Origin of the sequence: Streptomyces sp. NPDC091282, assembly GCF_044757385.1 — a bacterium.
Taxonomy (GTDB): domain Bacteria; phylum Actinomycetota; class Actinomycetes; order Streptomycetales; family Streptomycetaceae; genus Streptomyces; species Streptomyces gramineus.
Window position 1 is genome coordinate 104,755 of sequence record NZ_JBIVUX010000009.1, and the last position, 15,734, is coordinate 120,488.

14 protein-coding genes are annotated in these 15,734 nt (G+C 73.2%); 7 read left to right on the top strand and 7 right to left on the bottom strand.

What is annotated here, in order from left to right:
• The first annotated feature begins 158 nt into the window (after positions 1 to 158).
• From ACIQOE_RS33995 to ACIQOE_RS34020, 6 genes are all read left to right on the top strand, one after another.
• The gene (locus tag ACIQOE_RS33995; protein WP_365567257.1) at positions 159 to 2,642 is read left to right on the top strand and encodes a SpoIIE family protein phosphatase; all 2,484 of its coding nucleotides are present in this window, start codon (positions 159 to 161) and stop codon (positions 2,640 to 2,642) included.
• A gap of 69 nt (positions 2,643 to 2,711) precedes the next feature.
• The gene (locus tag ACIQOE_RS34000; RefSeq protein ID WP_351323952.1) at positions 2,712 to 2,987 is read left to right on the top strand and encodes a hypothetical protein; all 276 of its coding nucleotides are present in this window, start codon (positions 2,712 to 2,714) and stop codon (positions 2,985 to 2,987) included.
• Between the two features lie 161 nt (positions 2,988 to 3,148).
• The gene (locus tag ACIQOE_RS34005) at positions 3,149 to 4,216 is read left to right on the top strand and encodes a glucose-1-phosphate thymidylyltransferase (RefSeq protein WP_401415568.1); all 1,068 of its coding nucleotides are present in this window, start codon (positions 3,149 to 3,151) and stop codon (positions 4,214 to 4,216) included.
• Positions 4,213 to 5,214 carry a dTDP-glucose 4,6-dehydratase gene (rfbB, locus tag ACIQOE_RS34010; RefSeq protein WP_401415571.1) on the top strand — a complete coding sequence of 334 codons (1,002 nt, stop codon included), beginning with the start codon at positions 4,213 to 4,215 and terminating at the stop codon, positions 5,212 to 5,214. Before ACIQOE_RS34005 ends, rfbB begins: the two co-directional genes overlap by 4 nt.
• Entirely contained in the window at positions 5,211 to 6,092 is an 882-nt protein-coding gene (gene rfbD / locus ACIQOE_RS34015) for a dTDP-4-dehydrorhamnose reductase (RefSeq protein WP_351323947.1), read from the top strand. Before rfbB ends, rfbD begins: the two co-directional genes overlap by 4 nt.
• Positions 6,089 to 6,889 (top strand): class I SAM-dependent methyltransferase, encoded by an 801-nt coding sequence (locus ACIQOE_RS34020; protein WP_362647146.1) that lies wholly within the window; start codon positions 6,089 to 6,091, stop codon positions 6,887 to 6,889. The genes rfbD and ACIQOE_RS34020 overlap by 4 nt, the downstream gene beginning before the upstream one ends.
• 50 nt (positions 6,890 to 6,939) lie before the next feature.
• On the opposite strand, the gene rfbC is transcribed toward ACIQOE_RS34020, so the two are convergent.
• The 5 genes from rfbC to ACIQOE_RS34045 all read right to left on the bottom strand — a co-directional run bounded on the left by rfbC (position 6,940) and on the right by ACIQOE_RS34045 (position 12,144).
• On the bottom strand, positions 6,940 to 7,539 hold the full coding sequence (gene rfbC, locus ACIQOE_RS34025; RefSeq protein WP_365558766.1) for a dTDP-4-dehydrorhamnose 3,5-epimerase: 600 nt from the start codon (positions 7,537 to 7,539) through the stop codon (positions 6,940 to 6,942).
• 4 nt (positions 7,540 to 7,543) lie between these two features.
• Positions 7,544 to 9,556 carry a glycosyltransferase family 2 protein gene (locus ACIQOE_RS34030; RefSeq protein ID WP_399009302.1) on the bottom strand — a complete coding sequence of 671 codons (2,013 nt, stop codon included), beginning with the start codon at positions 9,554 to 9,556 and terminating at the stop codon, positions 7,544 to 7,546.
• Positions 9,557 to 9,704: 148 nt separating this feature from the next.
• Positions 9,705 to 10,289 (bottom strand): isochorismatase family protein, encoded by a 585-nt coding sequence (locus ACIQOE_RS34035; protein ID WP_363018327.1) that lies wholly within the window; start codon positions 10,287 to 10,289, stop codon positions 9,705 to 9,707.
• An 8-nt stretch (positions 10,290 to 10,297) separates the two neighbouring features.
• Complete coding sequence (locus tag ACIQOE_RS34040) at positions 10,298 to 11,710, bottom strand: MFS transporter (protein ID WP_351323939.1); 1,413 nt, start codon at positions 11,708 to 11,710, stop codon at positions 10,298 to 10,300.
• Positions 11,707 to 12,144: a MarR family transcriptional regulator gene (locus ACIQOE_RS34045; RefSeq protein WP_351323938.1), complete on the bottom strand. Its 438-nt coding sequence runs from the start codon at positions 12,142 to 12,144 to the stop codon at positions 11,707 to 11,709. Before ACIQOE_RS34045 ends, ACIQOE_RS34040 begins: the two co-directional genes overlap by 4 nt.
• 91 nt (positions 12,145 to 12,235) lie before the next feature.
• On the opposite strand from ACIQOE_RS34045, the gene ACIQOE_RS34050 reads away from it, so the two are divergent.
• Entirely contained in the window at positions 12,236 to 12,736 is a 501-nt protein-coding gene (locus ACIQOE_RS34050; RefSeq protein ID WP_351323936.1) for a metallophosphoesterase, read from the top strand.
• Positions 12,737 to 12,767: 31 nt separating this feature from the next.
• On the opposite strand, the gene ACIQOE_RS34055 is transcribed toward ACIQOE_RS34050, so the two are convergent.
• Together ACIQOE_RS34055 and ACIQOE_RS34060 are read right to left on the bottom strand one after the other, a co-directional pair.
• Positions 12,768 to 14,222, bottom strand: coding sequence for a hypothetical protein (locus ACIQOE_RS34055; RefSeq protein ID WP_399009299.1), 1,455 nt, complete (start codon positions 14,220 to 14,222; stop codon positions 12,768 to 12,770).
• 236 nt (positions 14,223 to 14,458) lie between these two features.
• Positions 14,459 to 15,565, bottom strand: coding sequence for an XdhC family protein (locus ACIQOE_RS34060; RefSeq protein WP_401415578.1), 1,107 nt, complete (start codon positions 15,563 to 15,565; stop codon positions 14,459 to 14,461).
• Between the last annotated feature and the right edge of the window lie 169 nt (positions 15,566 to 15,734).

The window sequence follows — 15,734 nt, forward strand, 5'->3', positions numbered from 1 at the left end:
TCGCGGCGGCGACCGGCGCACGGCGAGAGCGGTACGGGAGGCCGCGCCGGGCCGCCTGGTGGTTCCTGTTCGGTGCCTCACGGGCGGAACGGGACGCCCGCCTCCACGGAACGGTCACAGGGGCTGCGCAGACGGCTCATAAGCGCTGTAATGGCGGCGTGGTCAGTGAGGGCGCTGCGGTACGCGGAATCAGAACGGAGCGCGCCGAAATCGCCCTCGAAACGCTCACGGGCGATCCCGGCGCTCCCGACCGGCTCCGCCGTGTCCTGGAACAGGCGCTGGTGCTCGCCGGCGCCTCCTTCGCCGGGGTGTACACACCGGGCGACGACGGGACCGTGCTGCGGCTGGCCGAGTCGGCCGGACTGCCCCGCACCTTCTTCGGACTGCGCGACGCCTACCCGGCCGTCGGTCAGTCCCCGGCCGCGGAGGCCCACGGCACCGGGCGGATCCGCTGGCTGGCACCCGAGGAGCTGGCCGACTGCCCGGAGGCGCGGCGGACCCCGTCCCAGGAGTTCTCGCTGGGGGTCCTGCCGCTGCCCGCCCGTGCCGGACTGCTGACCGTGGTCAGCGAGCGGGACGGCGGCTTCGACCCCGAGGACCGCGCCTGCCTGGAGCTGATCGCCGGCGCGATCGCCCTGCCCGCCCCGTTCCCCGGCGTCCCGGCCACCGGCGACCTGACCGCCGACGCCTTCAGTCTCGCCATGGACACCGGCCGGATCGAGGTCGGCGACGGCATCCTCGGCCTGTTCGGCATGGACCGGGACGAGTTCGACGGCAAGGTCGAGACGCTGCTGGGCCGTACCGTGCCCGAGGACGTCCCCGCCCTGATGTCCGTCGTCGAGGCCGACCACATGTCCATCGGCGACCGGGAGCTGGAGTTCCGGATCCTCGACCCGACCGGCTCGCCCCGGTGGCTGCGGCTGCGCGGCCGCATGGTGCCGGCCGCCGAGGGAGGCTCCGCCCGGCTGGCCGGCACCGTCGCCGACGCCTCCACGCTCCGCTCCGACGTCACCGACGTGGCCCGCGTGCAGCGGCTCGCCGCCGCCCTGGCCACCGCCGGCACGGTCAAGGACGTCGGCCAGGCCGTGGTCACCGCCCTGCGCGGCCCGCTCAAGGCCGACCGCATCGCCCTGGCCGAACTGGAGAACGAGCGCCTGGTCGTCACCGTCCTCGACCCGCCGGAGGCGGAGTCCTGGCCGGAGCTGTGGCGCAGCGAATGGCGCACCGAGTGGCCCGACGCGCCGGTGCGTGCCATGCCCACGCTGGCCGCCGTCCTGCGCGAGGGCCGTCCCCGGATCTGGCCCGCGCCGACCACCCTGGAGCCCGCGCTCGCCGAGGTCGGGCCGGGCGGACTCGCCGTCCTGCCGCTGCCGGCCGGCGGCCGGATGGCGGGTGCCTGCCTGATCGGCTGGGACAGCCCGCACGACTTCGGCCCCGACGAACGCGCCCTGCTCACCGCCTCGGCCGGTCTCGCCGGAGAGGCCCTGGTGCGCGCCCACGCCTTCGACGCCGAACACGAACTCGTCGGCATGCTCCAGCGCGCCCTGCTGCCCCGCCGGCTGCCCCGGCTGCCCGGCGCGGTCGCCGTCGCCCGCTACCTGCCCACCACCGCGGGCGGGCTGGAGGTGGGCGGCGACTGGTACGACGTCATCCCGCTGATCGACAACCACGTCGCCCTCGTCATCGGCGACGTCCAGGGCCACAGCGCCGCGGCCGCCACCCTGATGGGCCAGATGCGCACCGCGCTGCGCGCCTACGCGACCGAGGGGCACACGCCCGACGTGGTCGTCTCGCACGCCAACCGGCTCCTCGTGGACATGGAGAGCGACCTCTTCGCCACCTGCTGCTATGTCGACGTCGACATGGAGGCCGGCACCGCCTGGTGCGTGCGCGCCGGGCATCTGCCGCCGGTCCTGCGCCACCCGGACGGCACCGCCGAGGTCTGCCGGACCGACGGCGGCCCGCCGCTCGGTGTGCTCGACCGGGCCGACTTCCCCATGACCCAGCTCAGCCTGCGCCCCGGCACCCTGCTGGCGCTCACCACCGACGGCCTGGTCGAGTCACCCGACGCGGACATCGACGACGGCATGCTGCGCTTCGCCCGCGACCTCGGCGCCAGCGACCCCTCCCACCTCGGCCTGGTCGCCGACGGCCTGCTCGGCAACGCCCACCGCACCGACGACGTCGCCCTGCTGCTGATGCGCTACGACGGCATGGCCGTGCGCCCGCTGCGGGAGAGCTGGACGGTGTGGCGGGTCCCGGAGGCGGCCCGGCACGCCCGCCGCTTCAGCCGCCGCACGCTGCGCTCCTGGGGCGTCACCGACGACGCCATGGACACGGGCCTGCTGGTCGTCTCCGAACTCGTCACCAACGCCCTGATCCACACCGACGGCCCGGTCCGGCTGGACCTGACCCTGGTCGACCACCGGCTGCGGATCGCCGTCGCCGACGCCTCGCCGCGCAGCCCGGTCAAACCCGCGAACATCGGCTGGGAGGCCACCGGCGGCCGCGGGATCCTGCTGGTGGAGGCCATGTCGTCGGCCTGGGGGACGGTGCCGGTGAGCGGCGGCAAACAGGTGTGGGCGGACCTCGTCCTGCCGGACCGGGGCGACACGGTCGCGCCGGACCGGCCGCGGGACTGAGGGCCGTGGAGGCGGGCGGCCGGCGTTCTCGGGAGGCGGGCCGGGACGACCGTCCTTAAGGTCCTTGATGTGGCACACACCTTCGACGAACTCGTGGCGAAGCACCGCGCGGCCGACGCGGCCCACGAGAAGGTCCTGGAACTGCGGGACACCTACGGACCACCGGCCCTGCAGCAACCGGGCGGCGCCCAGTCCGAGACCTACGAGACGGCGCTGCGCGCCTGGCGCGACCTGGCCCGCGACGAACTGACCGCGGTCAGCGAGTACGCCCGCGACGAGGGCAGGCAGCGGTCCGAGGTCGAGGCGGAGGTGGAACGCGCCGCGGCCTGGCCGGAGGAGGCCTGAGCCGCTCCGGCGACGGCGCCCGACGTTGGCAAGAATCCGGTGAGATGTCCCCGCGGGACACCGTGTGGCCGCATGACGTCCGTGCCGAGGCCATAGTGTCGTAACCCGTCAGGAAATCAGAAGAACGTCTCAATCGGATGTTCACCTATAAGGTGTAGCGAATGAAGGCTCTGGTGCTCTCCGGCGGTGCCGGCACGCGGCTTCGGCCGATCACCCACACATCGGCCAAGCAACTCGTACCGGTGGCCAACAAGCCCGTGCTGTTCTACGGACTCGAATCCCTCGCCGCGGCGGGCGTCACCGAAGTCGGCATGATCGTCGGCGACACCGCCGCCGAGATCGAGGAAGCGGTCGGCGACGGCTCGAAGTTCGGCCTCGACGTCACCTACATCCCGCAGGAACGGCCACTGGGCCTGGCCCACGCGGTGCTGATCGCACGGGACTTCCTCGGTGACGACGACTTCGTCATGTACCTGGGCGACAACTTCATCGTCGGCGGCATCAGCGGACTGGTCGACGAGTTCCGCGAGACCCGCCCCGACGCGCAGATCCTCCTCACCCACGTGCCCAACCCGCGGGCCTTCGGCGTCGCCGAACTCGACGCCGGCGGACAGGTGGTCGGCCTGGAGGAGAAGCCGCAGGAGCCCAAGAGCGACCTCGCGCTGGTCGGCGTCTACCTGTTCACGCCCGCCATCCACGACGCCGTGCGCGCCATCAGCCCTTCCTGGCGCGGCGAGTTGGAGATCACCCACGCCATCCAGCACCTCATCGACCGGCGTGCCGACGTGCGCTCCACGGTGATCAAGGGCTACTGGAAGGACACCGGCAACGTCGTCGACATGCTGGAGGTCAACCGGACCGTCCTGGAGGGCCAGGAGCCGCGCATCGACGGCGAGGTGGACGAGGCCAGCGAGATCGTCGGCAGGGTGGTCGTGGAGGCGGGCGCGCGCGTCACCAACTCGCGGATCGTCGGCCCGGCCGTGATCGGCGCCGGGACCGTCGTCGGCGACTCCTACGTGGGTCCCTTCACGTCGATCGCCGAGAACTGCCGGATCACCGAGAGCGAGCTGGAGTTCTCCATCGTGCTGCGGGACTCCTCCATCGACGGGGTGGGCAGGATCGAGTCCTCGCTGATCGGCCGGCACGTCGAGGTGACCCCCGCCGCCGGCACCCCCAGCGCCCACCGCCTCGTCCTCGGAGACCACAGCAAGGTGCAGATCCGTTCATGAACCTCCTCGTCACCGGCGCCGCCGGCTTCATCGGCTCCACCTACGTCCGCGGCCTGCTCGCCGTCGAAGGCCCCGACGCGCCGCACATCACCGTGCTGGACAAGCTCACCTATGCGGGCACCCTCACCAACCTGCCCGCGTCGCATCCCCGCCTGGCCTTCGTGCGGGGCGACATCTGCGACGCCGAACTGGTCGACCGGCTCATGGCCGAGGCCGACCAGGTGGTGCACTTCGCCGCCGAGTCGCACGTGGACCGCTCCATCGACGGAGCCGGCGCGTTCGTCCGCACCAACGTGGTCGGCACCCAGACCCTGCTGGACGCGGCCCTGCGGCACGGCGTCGGCCCGTTCGTGCACGTCTCCACCGACGAGGTCTACGGCTCCATCGAGACCGGCTCCTGGCCCGAGACCCACCCGCTCCAGCCGAACTCGCCGTACTCCGCCTCCAAGGCCTCCTCGGACCTGCTCGCGCTGGCCTTCCACCGCACCCACGGCCTGGACGTGCGCGTCACCCGCTGCTCCAACAACTACGGGCCGCACCAGTTCCCCGAGAAGGTGATCCCGCTCTTCGTCAGCAACCTCCTCGACGGCAGGAACGTGCCGCTGTACGGCGACGGCAGCAACGTCCGCGACTGGCTGCACGTCGAGGACCACTGCCAGGGCATCGACCTGGTCCGCACCGGCGGCCGGCCCGGCGAGGTCTACAACATCGGCGGCGGCACCGAGCTGAGCAACAGGGAACTCACCGGCCTGCTCCTGGAGGCCTGCGGCGCCGGCTGGGACCGCGTCGACCGCGTCGCCGACCGCAAGGGCCACGACCAGCGCTACTCCGTCGACTGGAGCAAGATCCACGACGAGCTGGGCTACACGCCCAAGCGCGACTTCACCTCCGGCCTCGCCGACACCGTCGCCTGGTACCGCGACCACCGCGACTGGTGGGAGCCGCTGAAGGAACGCGCCGCCCTGGAGTCCCGCAAGGAGCAGGAGAAGCGCGGATGAAGTGGCTGGTCGCCGGCGCGGGCGGAATGCTCGGCCACGACATGGCGGGGGAACTCACCCGCCGGGGCGCCGAGGTGGTCGCCCTCGGCCGCGCCGGCCTCGACGTCACGGACGCCGGCTCGGTGGAGTCGGCGTTCGCCGAGCACCGGCCCGACCTGGTGGTGAACTGCGCCGCCTACACGGCCGTCGACGACGCCGAGACCGACGAGGAGCGGGCCCTGCTGATCAACGGCGAGGGCGCGCGCCTGCTGGCCCGCGCCGCCGCCCGGCACGGCGCCCGCCTGGTCCACGTCTCCACCGACTACGTCTTCGACGGCGAGGCCCGCGCCACGCCGTACCCCGAGGACCACCCCACCGCCCCGCGCACCGCCTACGGCCGCACCAAGCTCGCCGGCGAACAGGCGGTCCTCCAGGAGCTGCCCGGCGCCTCCGCCGTGGTGCGCACCGCCTGGCTGTACGGCGTCCACGGCCGCAGCTTCGTGCGCACGATGCTCGAACTCGAACAGCGCCTGGACACCGTCGACGTCGTGGACGACCAGCGCGGGCAGCCCACCTGGACCGCGGACCTGGCGGCGCTGATCGCACAGCTCGGTCCCAGGCTCTCCCAAGATCCCGCCGCACACGGTATCTTCCACGGAACCAGTTCCGGCGAGGCCAGCTGGTACGAACTGGCCCGCGAGGTCTTCCGGTCGGCCGGGGCCGACCCCGGCCGGGTGCGTCCCACCGACAGCCGGGCCTTCGTCCGGCCCGCGCCCCGTCCGGCGTACAGCGCCCTGGGGCACGCCAGATGGCGCGAGATCGGTCTGGAGCCGTCCCGGGACTGGAAGTCGGCACTGCACGAAGCACTGCCCCATATCCGCAAGGAGATGTCCCAGTGAAACGGCACGAGTTCCTGCGGGAACTCCACAAGGTCAGCGCCAACCGCAACTACCTGGAGATCGGGGTCAACGACGGTCGCAGCCTGACCCTTTCCCGGGTGCCCAGCATCGCGGTCGACCCCGCCTTCAAGGTGGTCTCGGAGATCCGCTGCGACGTGCACCTCGCCAGGGCGACCAGCGACGACTTCTTCGCCCGCGAGAACCCGCTGGCCCATCTGCGCGGCGGCCGCCACCCGTTGCGCAACATCGCGCGCAACCGCAGCCCGTTCGGCTACTGGCAGCGGACCACGCTCGACCTGTCGTTCATCGACGGCATGCACCTCTTCGAGTACGCGCTGCGGGACTTCATCAACATCGAGAAGCACTCGGACTGGGCGAGTGTGATCGTGTTCGACGACATGCTGCCGCGCAACATCGACGAGGCGGCCCGCGACCGCCACACCGACGCCTGGACCGGTGACGTCTACAAGCTGGTCGAGATCCTCAACCGTCACCGGCCCGACCTGGTGACCGTCCTCGTCGACACCGCACCCACCGGCCAGCTCGTGGTCTTCGGCGCGGACCCGGAGAACACCGTCCTCCAGGACAGGTACGACGAGATCATCGCCGAGTTCGACGTCCCGGACCCGCAGAAGGTCCCCGAGGCGATCCTGGGCCGCACCACGGCGGTCACCCCGGAGCAGTTCGTCGGCGCCGGCTTCTGGAAGCCCCTGGTGGCCTCCCGCAACCGGGGCACCAAGCGGGCCCGCGGCTGGGAGCAGCTGCGCGTCGCGCTGGACCAGCTGAAAGCGTCCTGAACCGCCCCGCGGCGCGCGCTGTCCGCGCGCCGCGGGAACCCGGCGGACGCTCAGCCGCCGGAGCGCAGGCTCTCGCGGTACGCCACGCAGTCCGCGTACGCCGGCAGCAGCCCCGACGCGGCCGCCTCGGCCAGGGACGGCGCCCCGGCGTCCTTCTCCGACAGCACCGGCTCCAGCCCCGCGGGCCACGCGATGCCCAGCTCCGGGTCGAGCGGGTCGATCCCGTGCTCACGGCCCGGCGCGTACCCGGCCGAGCACAGGTACACCACCGTCGCGTCGTCGGTCAGCGCCATGAACGCGTGCCCGAGGCCCTCCGAGAGGAACACGGCGTGCCGGTTCTCCTCGTCCAGCCGGACCGCCTCCCAGCGGCCGAACGTCGGTGACCCGACCCGGATGTCCACGACCACGTCCAGCACGGCCCCGCGCACGCACTTGACGTACTTGGACTGGCTCGGCGGCACGTCGGCGAAGTGGATGCCACGCAGCACACCCCGCCGCGAGACCGAGCAGTTGGCCTGGGCGAGGTCGAGGTCGTAGCCGAGCGCCTCACGGAACTCCCCGGCCCTGAACCACTCGTGGAAGCTGCCCCGGTCGTCGGGGAAGACCTTCGGCTCCTGTACCCAGGCGCCTTCGATGTCCAGCGGTCGCACGTTCCTACTTGCCTTCCTGTCGTGCGGACTTGCCCCTGCCGAGGGCCTTGAGCAGTGCGCGGCGCACCGGCAGCGGCAGCGTGCGGGCGAGGCGCCGGATCATGCCGGGGGCGGCCCCGGTGCCGTGCTCGTCGCCCGCGGGCGACTTCGAGGCGGGCACCACCTTCAGGCCCACGGGTGAGGCGCGGACGGCGAGCGGCAGCGTGAAGAAGCGCGGCTCGGGCGCGTCCGCGACCAGGCACAGCGCGAGCCGCCAGCGGCCCTCCCGGACCGAGCGCACCGGCAGCGGCGCGTCCAGCACCGCCCGGCCCTCGCCGTCGGGCGACAGCGTGGCCGGCACCTCCAGCACCTCCGCGGCCCGCTTCGGGCCGGTCAGCCGGAGGGAGGCCTTGACGTCCCCGGCGACGTGGAAGGGCAGCACCGCGCGCAGCCGGTCGCCCGCCACGGTGAACTCCTCGGGCCGCAGCTCGCCGAGGCCCAGCCGCTTGTCCGCCTTGTCGACGTCGAGCGCGGCGCTCTCCTTGACCGTCCAGTACGGCAGTACCCGGCGGCCGCCGGCCACGCCCGGCAGCGGCATCGCGGGCAACGGGTCCCGGGACGCGGGGAACAGCCGGTACTCGCGGTTCCAGCCGCCGATGGTCAGCCGGACGAACGCGTCCCACAGCCCGGCCGGGAGCGGGACGCCCCCGGCCGCGGTGGCCGGGTCCACGGTGGCGGTGGCCCTGACCACGAGCCGGACGCGGCCGGGCTCGTCCTCGACGGGTACCGTCTCGCGGGTGAACTCGACCGGCTGGAAGAACTGCGCGTGGGTCTCGCGCTCCCGCATCATCAGGTCGACCTTGGACTTCGGGAAGCGGGCGGCGGTGCCGGCCTCCAGCCGGGCGACGGCGTCGGCGACGGTCCGCGGCGGCCCGTCGAGCGGGACCGCGGCGGTGTCGGCCGGATAGGTCTTGGGCGCGCCGTGCGCGCTGTACTCGGCGCTGAAGGCGATCTTCAGCGCGCCGCCGTCCCAGGCGATGCTCTCCAGGGCCGTGGAGGGGACGACGGCGGCCTCCCACTCGGCCAGCGCGAGCACGTCCTCGTACCGTCCGGCGCCCGCCAGTTCGGTGACCACCCGGTGGGCCGGTTCCAGCTGGGCGAACACGGAGGGGGCCATGCGTTCGGCGATCACCTTGTGGATCTCGTCGAAGAGTTCCCTGCGGTAGTCGTCGGGCAGCTTGAGGAACCGGTTGCCGCGCAGCCGTTCGCCCATCTCGCTGCGCAGCCAGCGGCGGAACATCCGGTCCCGCTTGGGTCCGGGCTCGGTGTAGCGCTCGACGACGTCGAGGGCCTCCCGCAGGTTGGCGAAGTAGCCGACCGGGTCGAAGCGCTGGAAACCGGCGTTGGAGGCGTCCTCGCGCTTGAGGTGGTAGTAGCAGACGTAGTCGCTGAGCACCGAGATGTTGGAGGCGCGCAGGTAGGCCTCGGCGACGAAGACGTGATCCTCCAGCCGCCTGCGGCCCTCGGGAAAGCGCAGCCCGATGCGGTCGAGGAAGGACCGGCGCAGCATCTTGTGCGGGGTGAGGGAGTCCATCAGCGGGGCGTTCTCGACGGTGGCCCGCGGACGGTTGCGGCGGAACAGCTCCACCGGCACCGGCCGGCCCTTGCCCGCCATCTTGCCGATGATCAGGTCGGCCTCGTTCGCGACGCCGTAGTCGTACATCCGCTCCAGGGCCTCGTCGCCGAGGAAGTCGTCGTTGTCGACGAACATCACGAACTCGCCCTTGGAGGCCTCGATGCCGACGTTGCGCGGCTTGCCGGACCAGCCGGAGGGCTCCTGGTGGATGACGTGGACGTGCGGGTGCTCGGCGGCGACCGCGTCGAGCCGGGCCGGGGTCCCGTCGCTGGAGCCGTCGTCCACGAAGATCACTTCGTACTCGTCGTCCGGCAGTGACTGCCGCAGCACCGAGGCGATGCAGTCCTCGATGTAGGGCCCCGGGTTGTAGACAGGAACGACGACACTGACCTTGACCGGCATCCGGTTTCCTAGCCCCCTGGATAGGCCGTCCGTTCCGCTGGACGGCACGTACGCGTTGCCGCATGCTAACCCGGCCGTGGCCTGGGGATTTCTTACCTTTGGGCCAGGGCCGGGTCGTCAGAGGTCAGCCGTGTGTCAAAACGCCAGCTCAGCCGTGCGTCTTGGCGAGCAGCTCCAGGACGTCGGCCGTGCTGCCGGACTCGCCGAGCCGCGGGAAGACGCGCTCCACGCTGCCCCGGTGGGCGTCCGGGTCGGCGTCGGCCATGGCGTCGGTGGCGAGCGTGACGTGGTAGCCGTGCGCGTAGGCGTCACGGGCGGTGGACTCCACGCCGATGCTGGTGGCGATGCCGGTCAGGACGATCTGGGTGACGCCCCGGCGGCGCAGCTGGTCGTCCAGGCCGGTGCCGTGGAAGGCGCTCCAGTTGTGCTTGGTGACGAGGATGTCGCCGTCGTGGCCGGACAGCTCGTCCACGACGACGTCCCAGCCCTCGGGGAAGGCGAGGCCGCGCGCCTGGCGTTCGGTGCGGCCCGGGACGGCGTCGGCGCCGTCGGCGGCGAAGGACACCCGGACCAGGACCACGGGCAGGTTCCGGGCGCGGAAGGCGTCGGCGAGCTCGACGCTGCGGGCCACCACCTCGGCACCGGTGTACGGCTGGGTGGGCATGCCCACGATGCCCTGCTGGAGGTCGATGACGACGAGGGCGGAACGCGGGTCGAGGGTGCTCAGAGACATGGGGTGGATCAGGCCTTTCGGGGGGCTTGACTGGGTTGGGGGGTGAGCCGGGCCAGGGAGCGGTCCGGCAGGGTGATCGCCAGCAGCACTGCGGAGCCGGCGAGCATGAACAGGGCCAGGCCGTGCAGGCCGCCCGTGTCGGCGCGGTGCGGGTAGAACGCCGCGGTGGCGGCGGAGGCACCCAGCGCGCCGAGGTACATGAAGGTGCGCAGCAGTCCGGCGGCGGAGCCGATCCGCTCCGGGTCGGCCTGCCGGTACAGCGCGGTCTGCGCGGCGAGTCCGAGCAGCCCCTGCGGGATGCCGAGCAGCGCGCCGGCCGCGAGCAGCAGCCAGAGCGGACTGCCGGCGTCGACCAGCAGCAGGGCCGCGCAGCCCGCGATCTGGAGCACGGAGCCGATCACCAGCTTGGCGCGGACGGCCTCCCGGCGGCCGGTGAGCGTGGCGGTGACGAGCGCGGCGGCCGACAGCGGCAGCAGCGCGAGTCCGGCCGTCGAGGCGCTGAGCCCGCGGCCCTGCTCCAGCCACTGCGTGTAGCCGTAGAGGAAGGCGTAGGAGGTGGTGTACGCGAGGAACTGGCGTACGTAGGTGACGATCAGCGGGACGTTGCCGCCGAGGACCCGCAGGTCGACGAACGGGTCCGGCACCCGCAGCTCCCGTGCCGCGAAGGCGGCGGCGGCCGCCAGCGTCAGCACCGGCAGGTACCAGCGGTCGGCCCCGGGCGCCATCAGGAACAGCATCAGCGCGATCAGCAGGACGGCGAAGAGGGCCATGCCCGGCAGGTCCATGCTCTGGCGCCGTCCGTCGGACACCGGCCGCGGCAGCCACTTGACGCCGAGGACCAGACAGGCGGCCGAGAGCGGCACGTTGACGGTGAACACCAGGTGCCAGCCGCCGGCGCCGATCAGCAGACCGCCCAGCGTGGGGCCGATCACCGCAACGGTCTGCGCGGACACCGCGAGCGCGGTCAGCACCCCGGCCGGACTGTCCTGCCCGGTCCGCTCGGCCTCGCTCCGGGTCAGCCGCATCGCCGCCGGGTAGGCCGCCGAGGTGCCGAACCCGAGCAGGACCCGTGCCGCGATCAGCACGCCGAGCGAGGGGGCGAGCGCGCCCATCAGACCGGCGACGCCGACCAGGCCGGTGCCGACGAGGTAGAGCCGCCGCGGTCCGTACATGTCCACGAGCCGGCCGATCACCGGCTGGCCCACGGCGGTCGCCAGGTACAGCGCGGTGACCAGCCACACCGTCTCGGCGGGCGGGGCCCCGAAGGCGATGCCGATCGGCACCAGGGCCACGGCGATCATCGAGGAGTTGATCGGGTTCAGGACCGACCCCAGGACCATCGGCGCGATCAGCCGCCGGTCGAAGCCGTCGGGGGCGGGGCGGGTGTCCTGCGGGGTGCGTCCGGTGAGTTTCGGTATCACGGGCGGGAGAGCCGTTCCAGCAGTTCGAACGCGGTGAGCATGGTCTGGCGTTCGTCCTCGGTGTAGCGCTCCTCGAAGGCGCGGGCCAGCCACTCGTCCCGGACCTGCCGGTTGCCTTCGACGCGGGCCTGACCGGCCTCGGTGAGGGTGACCAGCTGGCGGCGGCCGTCGGTGGGGTCGGGGCTGCGGCGGATCAGTCCCTGCTGGTCGAGGCCGGCCAGGGTGGTCGCCATCGACTGCGGCCGCACCCCTTCGGCGGAGGCCAGCGCGCTGGCCGTGGCGGCGCCGTGCTTGGCGACCAGGGTGAGCGCCGACTCCTGGGACGGGGTGAGGTCGGCGTCCTGCGCGACCTCCCGGATACGGCGGCGCAGTCTGCTGAACGCCACGCGCAGGTCGCGCGCCGTACGGGTCGCGGAGTCCGAGATCTCAACCATGCCGACCACCCTAGGACCGTCAGCAAAAACTGTCCAGCTGGAACTGTTAAGTTCGAGCTGAAGATCTCGTGGGGGTCGTTAGGCTGGTCCCGTGCGCCTGCTCCTCACCTCCGACACGCACCTCCCGGTGCGCGCCAAGCTGCTCCCGGACCAGCTCCTGGCCGAACTCCCGCGCGCCGACGTCGTGTTCCACGCCGGCGACTGGGTCGACGAGGCCACCCTCGACCTGTTCACGCGCCACAGCCGCCGGCTCGTCGGCGTGTACGGCAACAACGACGGCCCCGGCCTGCGCGCCCGGCTCCCCGAGGTGGCCCGCGCCGACCTGGGCGGCCTGCGCTTCGGGGTGATCCACGAGACCGGTCCCGCCCAGGGCCGCGAGACCCGCTGCGCCGCCCGCTTCCCGGACCTGGACGTCCTCGTCTTCGGGCACAGCCACATCCCCTGGGACACCACGGCCGCGACGGGCCTGCGCCTGCTCAACCCCGGCTCGCCCACCGACCGGCGGCGGCAGCCGCACCACACCTACCTCACCGCGACGGTCGCCGACGGCACGCTCACCGAGGTGAACCTGCACCGGCTGCCGCCGCGGTGACAGGACGCGCACCCGGACGCCGGGGACCGGGTCAGGGAGCGATCCCGACCCCGTCGATCCTGCTCCAGCGCCTCTCCTGGGCCGCCGTCATGGCCGGCCAGCTCAGCCCGCCCGGCCGCGGGCGGACCCGGGAGGCGTAGGAGCCGGGCCTGAAGCCGGGGTCGTAGAAGCAGCCGGTGGCGTAGACCCGGTCGTACGCGGCGCACGCGGCCGCGATCGAGCCGGGCGTCGGCTTCCGGCCCGTGCGCACCCAGCCGTCCAGGGCCGCGATCGAGTCGGCGTACTCCGCGTCGCTCAGCGCGCTGTGCTCGGACTCGTGGCTGAACGTCTGCACCAGGTACCGGTCCCGGTGCGCGCCGCTCAGGGCGGCCCGGTAGGCCGACTCGTGCTCCACGAACGCGGTCGGGTCGTCGATCGCGTGCAGCGTGAGCACCGGGATCGACACCTTCCCGGTGAGGTCGCTGTCCCAGGAGAGGTCGCGTACCGCCGTCGGATCGGCGGTGAACCGCTCGACCCCGGCGTTCAGCGCCCTGTCGTCGTGCGACCCCGAGTACCGCACCCCCCGGTTCGAGAACGGGTCACGCCCGCCGAGCCGCTCGTGCACGATGTCCCGGAACGTGAAGACCGCGAACCGCAGGTGCGACTCCAGGGTGCGCTCGGGGACGCCGGTGACGGCGAGGATGTCGTCGAGGTTGCGCTGCTGGAGGGCGGTGCGCTCCTGCGGGGCCGAGGCGTAGCCCGTGCACTCCTGGAGCCGGGCGCGCAGTCCGGCCGCGGTCAGCGTCGAGTCCGCGCGCAGCCCCTGCCACAGCGGGTACTGCGGTTCGGTCGGCCGGGGCATGTTGCGGCAGTAGTACTGGTAGACCACGCGCAGGTCGACACGGTAGTCGTACCCCCGCGACGCGCCGCCGAGGACCCCGCTGGTGAGCAGCGCCCCGTCGTAGGGCCCGCCCCGGCCGCCGTACACCTCGGCCACCTTGGCGGCGACGTTCCCGCCCCAGGACTGGCCGTGCACGTACGTCCGCCGCGGCTCGCCGAAGTCCCGGACGAACAGCCGGCGCACGTTCTCGGTGTCCTCGGCGGCCATACGGGTGCCGTAGCCGCCCCGGCGGTAGGACGAACCCGCCCAGGCGTAGCCCTCCTTGACCATCACCGACCAGCGGGCCAGGTCGTCGACGCTGCGTGCGGGATCCGAACCGGCGCCGAGGTCGGGACCGCCGTGGGCGTGCACCACCAGGGAGCCGTTCCAGTGCGCGGGGACGGCCACGGTGTAGTAGGCGCCGTGGGCGTCCTGTCCGGTGTAGCAGGTGGCCCTGCCGTCGAGTTCCGCCGGACACGACACGGCGGTCGGCGGCGGTGTCTGCGCCTGCGCGGCGGGTGCGCCCGCGAACGCGGCGGTGAGGGCCGCCGCCAGCGAGGCGAGCAGTCCGGTGCGCCGGTGACGGCGGGCCCTGCGGATCCGTGCGGGCGTGGTCGACCTGTCCAAGACGCGGCTCCCTGTCGTCGTCGGCGCTCCGTCGCGCCGTCCGCGGCGATGCTAGGGAGCGGGCCGGGACCGGAACCATGGCTCGCGCGTTGTGTTCATAGTGTTCGGCGGGCGGAACACGCCATCGGCGCCGCACCACAGGGCCGTTCGGCGGGGCGCGCCGCTCGGGCCGCGCGCCGCCGGAACCGGTCGGCAGGCCGTGGCGGCGCGGTGCCGTGACGCGCCCCTGGCGGAGGTCAGCGCGCGGCGGCCGCGTGGATGGCCCCGCTGGTCGTCGTCAGCGGCGCACCGCTGCCGCCCCAGCGCAGCGCGACGATCTCCGCGGCCACGGAGACGGCGACCTCCTCGGGGGTGCGGGCGCCGAGGTCGAGGCCGAGCGGTGAGCGCAGCCGGGACAGTTCCGCCTCGGTCAGACCTGCCTCCTCCAGCCGGGCGCGCCGCTCGTCGTGGGTCCTGCGGCTGCCCATCGCCCCGACGTAGGCGGCCGGCCGCCGCAACGCCTCCTCCAGCAGCGGCACGTCGAACTTCGGGTCGTGGGTGAGGACGCAGATCACCGTGCGGTCGTCGGTCGCGGTGGACCGCAGATAGCGGTGCGGCCAGTCCACGACCACCTCGACGGCCGCCGGGAACCGCTTGGCCGTGGCGAAGACCGGGCGGGCGTCGCAGACCGTCACCAGGTAGCCGAGGAAGTCGCCGATCCGGGCCACCGCCGCCGCGTAGTCGATCGCGCCGAAGACCAGCATGCGCGGAGGCGGCGCGAACGACTGCAGGAACACCGTCACCGCGTCCTCGCGGCGTTCCCCGTGCGGCCCGTAGTGCCTCGACACGGAGGCGCCGAGGGCGAGTTCGCCGCGCGCGTCCGCGGTGACGGCGACGTCCAGGCCGGTCGCGCCGAGGGTGCCGGCCGCCCGGTCCTGCCACACGGCGAGGACCGCTCCGCGCGCCGCGGGACCGTCCACCACCGTCGCCACGGTCACCGGTTCGCCCGCGGCGACCGAGGCGGCGACCGCGCCGAACGCCGGATCGGAGCGGGCCGTCACCGGCCGGACCAGCACGGTGATCTCGCCTCCGCAGGTCAGCCCCACCGCGAACGCGTCCGCGTCGCTGTAGCCGAAGGTCCGCAGCCGCGCCTCGCCGCTCGCCACGACCTCCTGCGCCAGCTCGTACACCGCGCCCTCCACGCAGCCGCCGGAGACGCTGCCGACGACCTCGCCGTCCGGGCCCACGGCCATCGCCGCACCGGGCCCGCGCGGCGCGCTGCGGCTGACGGCGACCACCGTGGCCAGCCCGAACGGAAGCCCGGCCGCGTGCCAGCCGGCCAGCGCCGGCAGGATCTCCCGCACGATCCGCTCCCTTCCCGTGGCGGCACCGGCCCGCGTCGCCGCGCACGGAGAAAGCGACGCCCGAGCGGCGTGACGAAATGGTGCAGATCACTCTATGACCGGCGCCGGAAGGCGGCGAACGCTGCGGGAGGACCCGGCGAGCGCCGCGCGGAGGGGCCGTGGGCCGGGG